This is a genomic window from Moorena sp. SIO4A5, from assembly GCF_010672005.1.
In the GTDB taxonomy this organism is placed as follows: Bacteria; Cyanobacteriota; Cyanobacteriia; order Cyanobacteriales; family Coleofasciculaceae; genus Moorena.
In genome coordinates this window covers 1-14,381 of sequence record NZ_JAAHHZ010000055.1, presented here as the reverse complement: position 1 = coordinate 14,381, position 14,381 = coordinate 1, and the positions used below count along the sequence as shown (strand labels likewise).

13 protein-coding genes and 2 pseudogenes are annotated in these 14,381 nt (G+C 42.3%); 7 read left to right on the top strand and 8 right to left on the bottom strand.

What is annotated here, in order from left to right:
* Positions 1–288: 288 nt before the first annotated feature.
* From F6K57_RS18100 to F6K57_RS18085, 4 genes and pseudogenes are all read right to left on the bottom strand, one after another.
* Positions 289–1,101, bottom strand: coding sequence for a hypothetical protein (locus F6K57_RS18100; RefSeq protein ID WP_293020242.1), 813 nt, complete (start codon positions 1,099–1,101; stop codon positions 289–291).
* 332 nt (positions 1,102–1,433) lie between these two features.
* Positions 1,434–1,868: an S-layer homology domain-containing protein gene (locus F6K57_RS18095; RefSeq protein ID WP_293020240.1), complete on the bottom strand. Its 435-nt coding sequence runs from the start codon at positions 1,866–1,868 to the stop codon at positions 1,434–1,436.
* Positions 1,869–1,945: 77 nt separating this feature from the next.
* Entirely contained in the window at positions 1,946–2,293 is a 348-nt protein-coding gene (locus F6K57_RS18090) for a hypothetical protein (protein ID WP_293020238.1), read from the bottom strand.
* Positions 2,274–2,918: pseudogene (locus F6K57_RS18085) on the bottom strand (DUF1565 domain-containing protein). The gene F6K57_RS18090 and the pseudogene F6K57_RS18085 overlap by 20 nt, the downstream one beginning before the upstream one ends.
* 139 nt (positions 2,919–3,057) lie before the next feature.
* Here F6K57_RS18085 and F6K57_RS18080 point away from each other — a divergent pair.
* From F6K57_RS18080 to F6K57_RS18070, 3 genes are all read left to right on the top strand, one after another.
* On the top strand, positions 3,058–4,086 hold the full coding sequence (locus F6K57_RS18080; RefSeq protein WP_293069700.1) for an ABC transporter ATP-binding protein: 1,029 nt from the start codon (positions 3,058–3,060) through the stop codon (positions 4,084–4,086).
* Between the two features lie 211 nt (positions 4,087–4,297).
* Positions 4,298–5,098 (top strand): ABC transporter permease, encoded by an 801-nt coding sequence (locus F6K57_RS18075; protein WP_293020297.1) that lies wholly within the window; start codon positions 4,298–4,300, stop codon positions 5,096–5,098.
* Positions 5,099–5,482: 384 nt separating this feature from the next.
* Positions 5,483–6,403 carry a pyridoxamine 5'-phosphate oxidase family protein gene (locus F6K57_RS18070; RefSeq protein WP_293020235.1) on the top strand — a complete coding sequence of 307 codons (921 nt, stop codon included), beginning with the start codon at positions 5,483–5,485 and terminating at the stop codon, positions 6,401–6,403.
* A 502-nt stretch (positions 6,404–6,905) separates the two neighbouring features.
* Here F6K57_RS18070 and F6K57_RS18065 read toward each other — a convergent pair.
* The gene (locus F6K57_RS18065; protein WP_293069699.1) at positions 6,906–8,312 is read right to left on the bottom strand and encodes a serine/threonine-protein kinase; all 1,407 of its coding nucleotides are present in this window, start codon (positions 8,310–8,312) and stop codon (positions 6,906–6,908) included.
* Between the two features lie 494 nt (positions 8,313–8,806).
* Here F6K57_RS18065 and F6K57_RS18060 point away from each other — a divergent pair, with 494 nt between their 5' ends.
* Both F6K57_RS18060 and F6K57_RS18055 read left to right on the top strand, forming a co-directional pair.
* Positions 8,807–9,025, top strand: a complete 219-nt coding sequence (locus F6K57_RS18060) for a hypothetical protein (RefSeq protein WP_293020231.1) — start codon at positions 8,807–8,809, stop codon at positions 9,023–9,025.
* Between the two features lie 213 nt (positions 9,026–9,238).
* On the top strand, positions 9,239–10,726 hold the full coding sequence (locus F6K57_RS18055; RefSeq protein WP_293069697.1) for a Gldg family protein: 1,488 nt from the start codon (positions 9,239–9,241) through the stop codon (positions 10,724–10,726).
* On the opposite strand, the gene F6K57_RS18050 is transcribed toward F6K57_RS18055, so the two are convergent.
* Positions 10,689–10,853 (bottom strand): hypothetical protein, encoded by a 165-nt coding sequence (locus F6K57_RS18050; protein ID WP_293020227.1) that lies wholly within the window; start codon positions 10,851–10,853, stop codon positions 10,689–10,691. The genes F6K57_RS18055 and F6K57_RS18050 overlap by 38 nt on opposite strands.
* A 22-nt stretch (positions 10,854–10,875) precedes the next feature.
* On the opposite strand from F6K57_RS18050, the gene F6K57_RS18045 reads away from it, so the two are divergent.
* Positions 10,876–11,511, top strand: a complete 636-nt coding sequence (locus F6K57_RS18045) for a restriction endonuclease subunit R (RefSeq protein ID WP_293020225.1) — start codon at positions 10,876–10,878, stop codon at positions 11,509–11,511.
* Between the two features lie 36 nt (positions 11,512–11,547).
* On the opposite strand, the gene F6K57_RS18040 is transcribed toward F6K57_RS18045, so the two are convergent.
* Positions 11,548–12,549, bottom strand: coding sequence for a hypothetical protein (locus F6K57_RS18040; RefSeq protein WP_293020223.1), 1,002 nt, complete (start codon positions 12,547–12,549; stop codon positions 11,548–11,550).
* 103 nt (positions 12,550–12,652) lie between these two features.
* Entirely contained in the window at positions 12,653–13,678 is a 1,026-nt protein-coding gene (locus F6K57_RS18035) for a Yae1 family protein (protein ID WP_293020221.1), read from the bottom strand.
* 447 nt (positions 13,679–14,125) lie between these two features.
* Here F6K57_RS18035 and F6K57_RS18030 point away from each other — a divergent pair.
* Positions 14,126–14,381: pseudogene (locus F6K57_RS18030) on the top strand (hypothetical protein); the annotation flags it as partial.

Genomic DNA, 14,381 nt, shown 5'->3' with positions numbered 1-14,381 from the left:
TATCGGAATTAATTATATAAATTAATAGCTAGATAATAATATATAATTTTTTTTTTGTGAATAAAGGACTTTATATTGGAATTAATTATATAAATTAATTGCTAGATATCTACCTAATATATGAAATTTTAATGAATATTACTTGATAGTTTGATGAAAGTTTATAAAAAATAATTGAATCACAATGGGGTATGCCATAGGGGGATCAGGGAGGATTTGGTATGATTAGATCCGTTCGCGTAGCGTGGCCTACGGCCAATCATCCCACGGGGATTAATCGTGGGATGGTTAACTTTGATCCAGGTTAACAGTGGCCTGGTAAGGACTCTCTACCTCTGAGCTACTTTCGACCTCCTGATCTTCCAAGGCACTCGAAGCTGAATCACTGACCTGCTTATCGACTACGGTAGCTGTGACTGTACCAGAGTCTTGGTGCTGGACAACTGCCTTCAGCTTAAGGTAGACATCTGAAGAGTCTGGTGGTGGATGAAATTGGTGAATTGGCTTTTTGTTAAGCTCATAACTTGACCAATCTACATTGTAGCTAGGACTAGCACGGGCTTTGCTCAGAGGCTTTGGGAAGCTTTCTCTGGGCTTGACTGATTTTTCAGGTATTTTGGATGATATGGTATTGGCTGGGGGGGAAGTTTCCTGTTGGCCTGTTGGTGGTGCTTGGAGTGTCTTTGACTCAAGCATCCCTTGCTCTGGTGTAATTTCATCGGAACTAGTACCTAGAGAGGTTTCAGCAACATTGTCTACCCACTGTAAACTTAGTTCTAAGCTCTCGGTTGTGGATCTACTATCGACCGGAGCGGTTAAATTTTGGGGAAATTTACGACAAACCATCCGCTCAAACTCATGATTAAAGCGATATATAGGCTGTCCTCGTCGTAACCAGACTGCCAAAATTTGCTCTACAGATATCGCTTTGTAACGCCCTTGATAAAGTGCCTCAATCACCGCTAGACGCACCCAATTGGCAGGATAGTTCTCAAGCCATAGATTGACTAATTCTTCTACAGTGTAACCCCTGAGCTCAAACCCATAGTGACTGAGCAAGGCAAGGGCATAGGCAATGGCTAAATCTGAGTCATTGGTCATGGGTAAAAGGGTTCAAGGTGGGAAGGTGGTACGATTCCAGGTGGAAAGGTCGCACATGTGGCAAATTATGGAGCCACAGCGGCTTCTGGCAACGTCGCTTGGTAATATAACCTATATCCTGCAACCTGCAACCTACAACCTGCAACCTGCAACCTGCAACCTGTAACCTGCAACCTGCAACCTGTAACCTGTAACCTGCAACCTGCAACCTGCAACCTGTAACCTACAACCTGCAACTAGTTTTGGTAGTGAGTTGGTTGGTCACTGAAATCAGGACTCAGGACTCATGACAACACTATACGGTGAGTTGAACTCAGTGACACGTCCTGTTTTCACCAAGGCCTGATAGATAAATGCGAACGCGCCCCGCGTGGCCTACGGCCAATCGCATCAGCTCGCTTTGCTTCCCGCTTGGGATGCAACAGGGTCGGGTTGGGGTGGTTAACGACAATTTTGGCGATGGTAGCGTACGCAACTGCTTCGGTAGCATAAGCAGGAATATCCTTCCAATCTTCGTAAATTTTGGAAATGTCAGAAGACTCTTTCACTGACTTGTCTACAGTTTTGGCTAAAGACAGCCCATTGACTAGAGAGGCAATCAAATCAACACGCCGCAAGGTCTGCTGAGGATGGAAGGTTTGGTCGGGGTATCCCGAGAGAAAGCCACCACGATAGGATTGGTTGATAGCTGGTAATGCCCAGAAATTCAGGGGGACATCAATAAATTGGGTAGCTGGACGGATCGGATTGGGGTCAAACACTTTCACCAGTAGGGCAGCGTACTCAGCCCGAGTTAGAGGGGCATCTGCTTGAAAGCTGCCATCGGCAAAGCCACTAATCAGGTTTAGACTACCGAGGCGGCGAATAAAATCTTCTGCCCAGTGTCCAGGTATATCGCTGAAGGAGGTAATGTAAGGGTTAGGGTTAACAATATAAGGAGATGCGATCGCGCCCCGCGTGGCCTACGGCCAATCGCATCTGCAGAGCCTGTTGCTACCAATGCCTGGTAAATCAATGCTACCACCTCACCACGGGTAATCGGCCTCATGGGATTGAGCTGATTGGGTTGGGGATAATTCACTACCATTCGTCTTTGAGTTGCTGTCGCTACCGCTTGGGTAGCATAGCTGGGAATCTGAACGCGATCGCGATAAAACCCGAGTTCCCTAGACTCACCACCTGTTAACCCCAAACCCTTGACTAGGGATACCAGACCTTGAACTCTGGTCAGATTTTGCTGGGGGCAAGTCGCTGATGGCAATCCCATAACCAGTCTTTTGACAAACATTGCCTCGCACTTCCCCTTTGGCATTACGCACCAGAAAGATGCCACTGGAAGCGTTAGCGTACAATACATTATCCAGAATCATGGGTTTGGCTGTGCCAGTAACAAATATCCCTTCACGACCACAGCGAGTAAAGGTATTATTGGCAATAATCGGTGAGGTAGATTCAATCCAGACCGCTGTCCCCAATTTGCCCGGATTAGTAACCGTTACTCCTCTTAATTGAGCCTTGGAATCTAAACGGATGGTAATATTTTGACGATTAAACGTCGGGCTGACATAGTTCCCACTGCCGGAAATCACAATATTCTTACCCTTGGTCGGTTCATTGCCAAGAACCATCACTCCCTTAGGAATAACGAGGGGAAAAACTTAGACCCTAGCAGCATTATAGGTACCAGCTGCTAAGTGAATGGTAGTTCCAGCAGTGGCAATAGAAAGTGCCTTAGTCAAGGTTTTAAACGGAACACTATCACCAGTATCGCTATCCTTACCAGTGACTGGGTTAACGTAAATAGTAGATTTAACCATATTAGTCAGTAAATGGCAATTAACACATAATACTTAACACGTAAGATTTAACACGTAAGATTTAACACTTAAGATTTAATACTTAAGATTTAATACCTAATACTTAACAGCTAATACTTAACACGTAATACTTAAAAATATGATAGAAGTAGAGCATCTAAGCAAAATCTATGGCACCACCCCAGCGATAGAGAATGTTACTTTCAGGGTTGAACCAGGAGAAATCCTAGGGTTCCTTGGACCGAATGGTGCAGGGAAAACCACTACCATGCGAATTTTGGCAGGCTATTTACCAGCAACCCATGGTACTGCCCGAATTGCTAATTATGATGTTCATGAAAATTCTATGGCAGTACGACGCCGAATTGGTTATTTACCGGAATTTCCGCCACTGTATCCGGACATGACCGTTGAAGGATTTTTGCACTTTGTTGCCCGTATTAAAGGTGTTGCTGCAGGCGATCGCACTACTAAGGTCAAAACTGCCATGGAGCGCTGTAACATAACGAGCAAGGCCAAGCTACTGATCCGCAAGCTTTCTAAGGGCTTCCGTCAACGGGTGGGTATCGCTCAGGCAATTGTACATGACCCACCGGCCATCATTCTAGATGAACCTACAGTTGGTCTTGATCCTCGGCAAATCATTGATGTCCGTAACTTAATTAAGAGCCTTGCTGGTGACCATACTATTATCCTCTCAACCCACATTCTACCAGAAGTGAGTATGACCTGTAGCCGGGTAGCCATTATCAATGAAGGCAAAATTGTAGCAACAGATAGTCCAGACAAGTTACTGGCGGAGTTAACCGGGGGATCAGGTTATGAGTTAGAAATAGATGGTGATGCACAGGAGTTACAGAAATTATTACAAGTTATACCAGGAGTTTGCCTGGTGGAACTGGTTAATGATCAAAATTTACCTGGCGGACGCTCTTTATTCCACATCGTATCAGCACCGGGAGCAGAACCCGCACGGGATATTGCAGCTGTGACTGTGGGAGCTGGTGTAGGGATATACGAAATGCGACGGACTCGCGCTACCCTGGAAGATGTCTTTTTGAAACTGACTACGACCGAAAAACCACTGCCTGAACCCGATCCTGATTTACAGGATTATGATTTACAGGAGTCTCAGGAATCTGATGAAGGATTAACGATGAAGGATTAACCATCAAGGATGAAAGTTATTTTGACAACCTTTAACTAAGTAACCTTAAAATAACTAATCCTGAATAACTAATCCTTACCTAACTAACATTCAACCTTCAAACTAACTAAGAGTTAACCTTAAACCTTCAACTAACTAACCTTAAACCTTAAACCTTAAACCTTCAATTTTAAACCTTAAACCCCAAAAATCACCCTTTTTCATAAAATAAATAATGATTATAATTTGGAATATATTAGCAATTTTTAGGAAAGAATTACAGGGCTATTTTGCTTCACCATTCGCTTATGTTATCGCCGGTGTATTTTGGTGGCTGTCTGGCTCCTTTTTTGTAGAAATTCTTTTGGATCAAGAGGGTATTATTAACCAAGTTGCAACGGCAGAACAATTGGGTTTACCGATACCACCAGTGGATGTTGCCTATGTATTTTTGCGTCAATTCTTGGAAGTGATGGGTTCACTGTCGTTATTTGTGTTACCAATTCTGTCCATGGGACTCTATGCTGAGGAACGCAAACGCAGGACTTTGGAGCTTTTGGCCACTTCTCCACTAACGAATTGGGCTGTAGCCGTAGGTAAACTCTTGGGAGTGGTAACATTTTATAGCTTTATGGTGCTACCCTTACTTGCCTATGAAGCGATCGCATTTAGTGCTACAGACCCCCCGGTTCAACCTGTGCTACCGTTACTAGCCCACGTCGGATTAATTTTACTGGCAGCATCGGTGCTTTCTCTGGGGATGTTCATTTCTTCCCTAACTGATAGCTCAATTTTGTCAGCAATCCTCACCTTTGCTCTGGTTTTAGGACTTTGGGTGATTGATTTGATTGCTAAAAATGTTAGTGGACCCCTTGGGGAAGCCTTAGGTCATTTATCGTTGCTGGAAAATTATAAAAATCTGATTCAGGGTGTTTTGGATACTAGTAGTATAATTCTGTTTTTGAGTTATATCTTTATCGGTATTTTTCTAACTGCTCAGTCTATTGATGCATTGAGATTTGAGCGTTCTTAGTATGTAAGCATATGCTGATATCTGATAACTGATAGCTGATAGCTGATAGCTGAATGCTTTCCTCAAAACCTGACAATTTTTTACAGCAATTTATGACATCGAACTGAGGCTAGTCATTGTCAGTTAAACAACACCAGAAAAAACTGAGACAAAAACTGAGACATTTTGCTCTTGTCTTCCCAGTAGTCTGAAATTATAGAAACTTCAGGGATAGGCAACTATTGACCTAACACCCCTGACTGGTTGTATCCTGTCCGGTGCTCGGTGATAGTCTTCTTTAGCCCAAATCTGGACAGTTTTATATTTTAGATACAGACATATACAGAAATTCTGTGTATAAGAAAACTGCTGTTTTCTGTGTCACGATCCCCAAAGGAGTAGATTATGAGCTTTCACACTGGAGAGATTGCTGTTCAAACTCGGGCTGGGGTAACCGAAGAAGCTGAGAAACTCAGCTCGATGATTACTCCCGTGATCAAAACTGCTGCTCAGATGCTCCTGACAACCCAACAATTAGCGATCGCTAGTAGTGTGGATACCAATGGCTTGGTTTGGGCATCACTGCTGACTGGTAAACCTGGTTTTGTCCGAGTTTTAGATAATCAAACTGTCGAGATTAACTGTATCCCTATCGATGGGGATCCGTTGTACGAAAACTTGGCGAAAAATGGAGTACTGGGACTTCTGGTGATTGACCTAACTACCCGTAAACGCTTGCGGATGAATGGCTTGGGTAGAGTAGAAGGCAAAGGGCAGATTGTGATGCAGACCACTGAGGTATTTTTCAACTGTCCCAAATACATCCAGCTGCGTCATCTAGAGACTGATATCCCTGAGTCAACGCAGCCTGAAATTCGCAGCTTTGAGGCTTTGACCACAACCGAGCAAGACTGGATTACCCAATCTGATACCTTTTTCATTGCCAGTTTCAATCCAGAAACTGGCGCAGATGCCTCTCATCGGGGTGGATATCCGGGATTTATCCAGGTGATCAGTGATCATCAGCTAGTGTTTCCCGATTATGCTGGCAATAATATGTTTCAAACCCTAGGTAACCTGACAGTGAATCCCCGTGCTGGTCTGCTGTTCATCGATTTTGAGCGAGGCAATACCTTACAACTGACCGGAACAGCCGAGGTGATTTGGGATCAGTCACAATTCACTACCGTTCCAGGAGCGCAACGGTTAGTGGAGTTTCATATTGAGCAGGTCTTAGAGACAACTAATGCTAGCCCTATACGCTGGCGCTTTGGAGAGTATTCTCCCGCTAATCCTGCTGTTAAGAAGGAGAGTCTTACTACTTAACTCTGATTCCTTTTGTTTTGAGAGTGATTAGTCTAATTAGTGGATTATAAGTATAAACACGACGAAAACTAAGTGTAATCACTGAGGCATTAGGATCTAGTGGTTGTTTTAAGGTGATAGAACCTTTAGTTGGTATCCTAGAAGGCATCACTGTTCCATCCCAACTAGAGCCTGAATAACCTCTATAAGTATTTCCTAAATTATCAACGGCGATAAAATCGGAAAATCTGCTATCTTTATTAGTGTAATTATAAGCTTTAAAATAAATTTTTAATTGGCCATTTTTCCACTTTTCTAGTTTCTCGACAACGAAGCGAGCGCCATTAACTTTTGGGGATGACCAATAATTTATAAAAACTTGAGGTATTTCGTTTTGCCATTCAGCAATTAATCGTTGTGCTTCTTGATAAGATGGCGTAGCGTTATGAATCCGTTTGGCGATGGATATTGCTTGACTATACTGTCGCTGATTAGCATAGTGATTTGCCTTGATGATCAGCTTTTATCCTTGTATTTCTAATTCAGCAGCTAGTCTTTCTAATTCAGCATATTTTAGTTTTGTTTCAGCAGTTTTAATAATTTGGATTGCTTGGTGCTGGAAACGTTCAGCCTTAACCTGTGCTGCCATTGCTTTGGCTTGTTGCCATTTACGTTTTTTTAGGTCTTGTTGAGCTTTTTTAATTAAATTTTGATCACTTTGCCATTCTTTCCATTGAGTAATTAACGTTTGTGCTTCTTCGTAACTATTACTCTCAGCAGGTATTTTTTTTGCTTCAGTAATTGCTTTATATATAAGTCGAGAGTTATCTACTAGTTTAGTTGCTTTATTTAGTTGTGCTACAGAACAGTCATTTAAGAGGCATATCGATTTTTCATTGATGCTCAAAAACTCCGGAACGTCTTGAGCTAAGTTAATACATTTTTCATAGTCTCCATTTATCAAATGCTGTTGGATTTTACTTACTACTAGTTGCTCAATTTGGTTTAATCCATAGGTAAGACCTAACCCTAAAGTGATTACAGTAACTATAGCATAACTTAGTCGTTTATTCAGGTTATTTACTTTGAGATTGTTGCTAAACTCGGCTAGTACTTTTCTTTGAATTGGCTGTGGGGATGGAACCGATTTAAAAATACGTTCTAGATTGGCAAGACGCTTTTTAGGGTCAGGTTCTACCATCTTGTCTAGGTAGTCAAGAAATTCTTTGCTATAACCTGAAGCTAAATGCCTGAATTTTAGACGATGATTGCTTAAATCAATTAAATTACTAATTTCAGCCGTTTTAATTCCCGTAACCAAACAAATAAGTGTCACTCCTAAACTATAAATATCTGATGCTTTATTGAGGGGTTGATTATATAATTTTTCTGGTGGCATAAATCCAGCTGTGCCAGCCATCGTAGTACTTCCATAAATTGAACCATAGGCAATTTTAGCTAAACCAAAATCAATTAAGTAAACCCGCATTTTGTAATCTAACAAAACATTTTCTGGTTTAATGTCTCGGTGAATTATCGGATTATAAAAATGTTGGATATAATCCAAAATTTCGAGAATTTGAACTGCAATTTGCTGAATTTGCTCTGGTGTAAAGCTTGGGTATGCAGACAAAGGTTGAGCGTTTTTGTACTCCTGTACCAAACAAACACCACCCTCAGGAGCAAAGGAGTCAAGATACCGAGGAATCCTAGGATGGTGTAACTGTTTTAGTACCTTAATCTCACTTTCAATAGATTGGTAACCATGCCAGCTACTGTTAGATTGAGCAAATTGAAATAGCTTAATTACAACTTTTTGCTTAGTTTGAAGATGGATGGCTTGATAAGTTACTCGACCACTGTGATAGTTCTGACCTAATCGTTTTTTGACTTGGTAGCCATAGTTAGAAAAATCAGGAAATTCGCTCATTGAATGTAGGTTTGTGCATCAGTTATAAAATGTATACGCTTTATATTACTCCAACTTAAACAAAATAATAACGGATTGAATTTTAAGTAATTGACACCCCAAGTCTATTTAGAGTTTGGGGTGATAGTGACCTGAAAGCTAGAGCTGGTAAGTATTGTGGAGCAATTGTAGTCCCCATAAATTTTATACAAACCTTATATTCAAGCAAAGCCTTTATACAAAGTTTACAAAAAAACTATGAAGGATAATCTTTTTATGGATAAAAATAGTGTAAACTTATTTACCAATTTATACACCCAACTAATACACCCAACTAATAGTGTGGCTGGATGTGTGGAATGACTATAGCAAAGGAAATAGGGAATAGGGAACAGGGAGTAGGGAGTACGGAATATGGCATCAAAAATTATCACAATTCCTACACGGCTCCCTAGACTGAGTGCTGAGTGCTGATAGCTGATAGCTGATAGCTGATAGCTAAATAATTAGGACTTATGAAAATTAGTTATTTTAATTTTCGACTCTATAGCGATCGCATTACTACCGTCTTAAGTTCCATCGGATGCTCTCAAACAGCCGCTACGGGATGCTCAGCGCTGCTACGCGATCGCATTACTACCGTCTTAAGTTCCATCGGATGCTCTCAAACAGCCGCTACGGGAACCCAGGATTACCCGGTCAAGTTCCATGGGATGCTCTCAAACAGCCGCTAGGGGAACCCAGGATTACCCTGTCAAACCCCCTAATGCCTAACGCCTAAGCCTAATGCCTAATACCTAGGGGGTTAAGCTGAATGCTTACAATCAGTAATGATAGTTGCAGCTGCCGTGAGGTTTGAGATGAAGACAAGCAAAACCAAGAAGTATCTCCTTTACCTTTTCTGGCTCGGGCCACTACTGACCATGGCGGGAATCACTGTCAGGATTATGACTGAAAAATGGTCCCCAGACGCATTAGGGTTACTGATTGCTGGTATTGTCATTAGTCTTGTGGGGCTAGTATTTTTAGCCCAGTTGGCTCCGAAATTCTGGCAAAGCCGTTCTACCCAAGTCGGAACCAATGCTATTATTTCTACCTTAGCTATGTTAGTGATTTTGGGGCTGATTAACTTTTTAGGGGTGCGCTATACCCAACGGATCGATTTCACAGAAAATAAGTTATATACTCTGTCACCCCAGTCCCAGCAAGTGGTGCAAAATTTACGACAGCCCCTTAAGGTTTGGATCTTTAATCCACAACCCAATCCAGATGACCGAGAGTTGTTAGAGAACTTTCGTCGGTATGGGTCAAACTTTGAATTTCAGTTTGTTGACCCTCAGCTAAAACCAGCACTAGCTCAGAAATTTGGTGTTCAGTCTATCGGAGAAGTTTATCTACAATATAAAGACAAGCAACAATTATTGCAAGCTGTTAATGATACCCAACCTCTGTCAGAAGCTAGTCTTACTAGTGGTATCGAAACCCTGACTCGGGAAATTTCGGTTAGGGTTTACTTCCTCCAAGGTCACGGAGAAAAATCCTTAGCAGAAGTAGAAGGGGGATTATCTGAGGCAGTACGTGTTCTAGAGGATAAAAATTTTACGGTTCAACCCCTTAACCTAGCTGAACGCTCAGAGGTTCCAGCCGATGCATCAATCGTGGTTAGTGCAGGTCCGATGCGACCATTATTAGAAAAAGAAGTCAAAGGGTTACGTAACTATCTATCTAAGGGTGGTAGCTTACTATTGATGCTCGACCCTGATACTAATCCTGAATTGGATAGCTTTCTCAAAGACTGGGGAATTAAGCTAGACAGTAGGTTAGTGATTGACCCGTCTGCTCCAGAACGTTCCTTAGTGCTTGGTGCAGCAACTCCCATGGTCACCAGCTACGGGAATCATCCCATTACCACGGAATTTGCCGACGGATTTTCCTTTTATCCCTGGGCGCGATCGCTCTTAATTACCCCAGTAGATGGTATCCAGGAAACTCCTCTGCTAATTACCAATGACAGAACTTGGGCTGAGAGCAATCCTAAACAGCAGCCACTGGAATTGAATCCAGAAAGCGATCGCCCTGGTCCGTTAATCCTAGGTGTAGCATTAAGCCGCCAAGCGGAAGGGATTGATCAAGCTACTCCTCAAGAGGATGGTAACAAAAAGACCTCTTCATCTCGTCTAGTAGTCTATGGTAACTCTACTTTTGCCACCAATGGTTGGTTTGATCAGCAATTAAATGGTGATGTTTTTCTCAACACCATCAGCTGGTTAAGCAAGCAAGATGATCAAGTCCTATCTATCCGCCCTAAAGAACAAAACAATCGACGGATTAACCTAACAGCAATCCAGGCTGAGTTACTGGGTTGGACTGCCCTGTTACTTATGCCCTTAGTCGGGTTTACCACAGCTGGGTTGGTATGGTGGCAACGCCGTTAGTATTGATAACTGATATAACTATAGGAAAGGGAGTAGGGAACAGGGAACAGGGAATAGGGAGTAGGGAGTAGGGAGTAGGGAATATGGGATCAAGAATTTTTAGAATTCCTACACGGATCCCTATCAACCTATCATAATCCTATAAACTTATGACAATTATACAAGCTAGTCACCTATCTCTAGAAGATGTGCATCATACCTTTGGCTTTCAACGGCAATACAATAGTTCATTAACTTCCCGGTTATCCCTAGACACTATTACTGAATTTGAGCAACGGGAATTGGAACAAATTCGGACTGATTTTGATAATTACTTAATCGCGGGTAAAGTATCTGAAGGACTGGTAAAAGCCCTAACTGTTTTTCCCTTACTGCGATTAGCTGGCTTCTATCGCTCTCCAATAAAGATTTCCTTGGAAGAAGAGATTGCTGATATTGATATTCAAGAGCAGGATACCAAAATTACTGGCAGACTAGATATTCTAGCAATTAACAAAGCTCAACAGACAGTAGATAAAGTATCGTTTTGGGTCTTAGTTATCGAAACTAAAAACAGTAGTGCTGACGTATCCGTCGGGTTACCTCAATTACTGACCTATGCCTATAAGAGTTTAGACCATCAAGACTCAGTTTGGGGACTATCGACTAACGGATACATTTATCAGTTTATTTATCTCCAAGCTGGCAATCCTCCGATTTATCAGTTGATGCCAGTATTAAACCTGATGGAATCGGAGTCATCGATTAAATTACTACAAGTTATTAAAGCTATAGCGCTTCTATAGCATTTCCATTTGATTTGTGAACATACTCCCTAGCGACTATGTTCGCTCTCCAAATCGATTCAATAATTCTAGTCGAGACAAATGTAAGAGTAGGGGGGTAAATTCTTCTGGAGAGAGTGCCATCAATGGCTCAATAATTCCCAGCAGTTCCTGGTCTAGTTCACCAAAACGGCTACGCAATAAGTAGGTGACCATACTACGGCGTTCGTTTTGCCTACCTTGGACTAGTCCTTCTTGTTTGCCCTCGACTAGTCCCTCTTGTTTGCCTTGCACTATTCCTTCTTGTTTACCTTGCACTATTCCCTCTTGTCTGCCAAGCTCGGTAGCCAATTCCAGTCGTTGTTGATATATCTGAGATAATTGCATGATTAACTCCCGGTCATCTTCCTCAAGGTTTTGATTTTGTTTGATACGTGCGTCTAATATCGCCAGCATGTCATATACTAATTCTAGGATATTGTCTTTGTGCTGACTCCCGTTCGGTAGGGATTTCAACTCCTCAATTGCTTGCTGTTGCACTCTACCTCTACCGAGAATTCTCAACCATAAGGTTTCCGGGGTCACTGGTAGTTGGTGAATCGCCACAATCGCCGTATACAAGGATTTCCCCAGAAAGTACATCCCCTTGGGATAATTAACTAGATCTGGTTGAAAATTAAAGCTTTCTAAAAACTCTTCCGAAGCGGTTGGGGAAAGAATCCATAAACGAGGCAGTTCTGTCACCCTAACTTGGGCATTAGCCCGCTTAGCCTCACGGAAAACTTGATCATGAACCTGGGCCAGTTTACCGATACAACTGAGGACTTCAAATTGAGTAACTGGGTTGCGGAACGGTTCAAACATTACAGGGGTTGTCACCAGTTTTCCGAGTAATCCCAGGCTTTGTCCATTGGTGGCTAGTGCCTGGGATGGCAAAAAGTAAACATCAATTTCTTGAACTTCCCCAGGCACTTCCCAGTTCGTTTCTACCTTCCCCAGGGGGTCGAGGAGTTTTTTAAGACATTGGATGGGCTTTTGGTCATGGACGTTTCTGGTCATGGAACACCCTCAGGACTATTGATTTAATTAGTATTTAATTACGAGTTAAGTAATAAGCGGATGATCGAGCTAGTCAACCGGCACGACATTGGGGATTAATCACCTAATTTCGCTCTCCAAATCGAGTCAATAATTCTAGTCGAGACAATTGTAAGAGTAGGGGGATAAATTCTTCTGGAGAGAGTGCCATCAATGGCTCAATGATTCCCAGCAGTTCCTGGTCTAGTTCACCAAAACGGCTACGCAATAAGTAAGTGACCATACTACGACGTTCGTTTTGCTTGCCTTGGACTAGTCCTTCTTGTTTGCCCTCGACTAGTCCTTCTTGTTTGCCCTCGACTAGTCCTTCTTGTTTGCCCTCGACTAGTCCTTCTTGTTTACCTTGCACTATTCCCTCTTGTCTGCCAAGCTCGGTAGCCAATTCCAGTCGTTGTTGATATATCTGAGATAATTGCATGATTAACTCCCGGTCATCTTCCTCAAGGTTTTGATTTTGTTTGATACGTGCGTCTAATATCGCCAGCATGTCATATACTAATTCTAGGATATTGTCTTTGTGCTGACTCCCGTTCGGTAGGGATTTCAACTCCTCAATTGCTTGCTGTTGCACTCTACCTCTACCAAGAATTCTCAACCATAAGGTTTCTGAGGTAACTGGCAGTTGGTGAATCGCCACAATTGCCGTATACAAGGATTTACCCAGAAAGTACATCCCCCTGGGATAATTAACTAGATCTGCTTGGAAATTGAAGCTTTCTAAAAACTCTTCGGAAGCGGTTGGGGAGAGAATCCATAAACGAGGCAGTTCTATCACCCTAACTTGGGCATTAGTTCGCTTAGCCTGACGGAAAACTTGACCATGAACCTGAATCAGTTTACCGATACAAGTGAGCACTTCAAATTTACTGACTGGGTTGCGGAAGGGTTCAAAAATAGCAGGGGTTGTGGCCAGTTGTCCGAGTAATCCTAGGCTTTGTCCATTGGTGGTTAGTGGCTGGGATGGCAAAAAGTAAACATCAATTTCTTGAACTTCCCCAGGCACTTTCCAGCTTGTTTCCACTTTCCCCAGGGGGTCGAGGAGTTCTTTAAGACATTGTTTGGCAAATTGGTCATGGACGTTTCTGGTCATGGAACACTTTAAAGACTATCGGAAAGGGAGTAGGGAATAGGGAATAGGGAGTAGGGAGTAGGGAGTAGGGAGTAGGGAGTAGGGAGTAGGGAGTAGGGAGTAGGGAGTAGGAGAAAATTATCTTTAACTCATAATTATTATAACCGATAATTAGGAATTTGTGATTCCAAAAAAATACAGCAAAAAACTGTAATAAGTTTTTAAAAACTGACCATAAAAATCAATACTTATTTCGCATCACCCCAAAAATTTATCGGATTTCTTTCCTACTCTTACCTATTCCCTGTTCCCTATTCCCTATTCCCTGTTCCCTACTATTTATAAGTGTTCAACCGAAAATGATATAAAATAGAGTGGGTGCAGAATGCCAGCTCGGATGAAGGGTTCGATGTTCCAACCGCAGCTTGGTACAGAATAGGGAAAAAACTCTACCAATAGAAAAGTAATATGACCGATTTACAAACGTTTTACCGAGCTACCAACCCCAGTAAAACCTTAGCTGTGGACAATGAGGATGATCGCAAGTATTACATTGATTTTTCTTCAGTACGCGGCGGTCAGATTATTGAAAAACTTAGAGGATGTCTGAAAAGTCAAAATAAATGCGATCGCGAAGGGGCATCTCTTTGGCATGATCGCCTGAAGGGCGCACTTCGTGGTCTGGCTAAAGCCAGGGCTCTGCGTACGCTTCATTTAAGAGAAG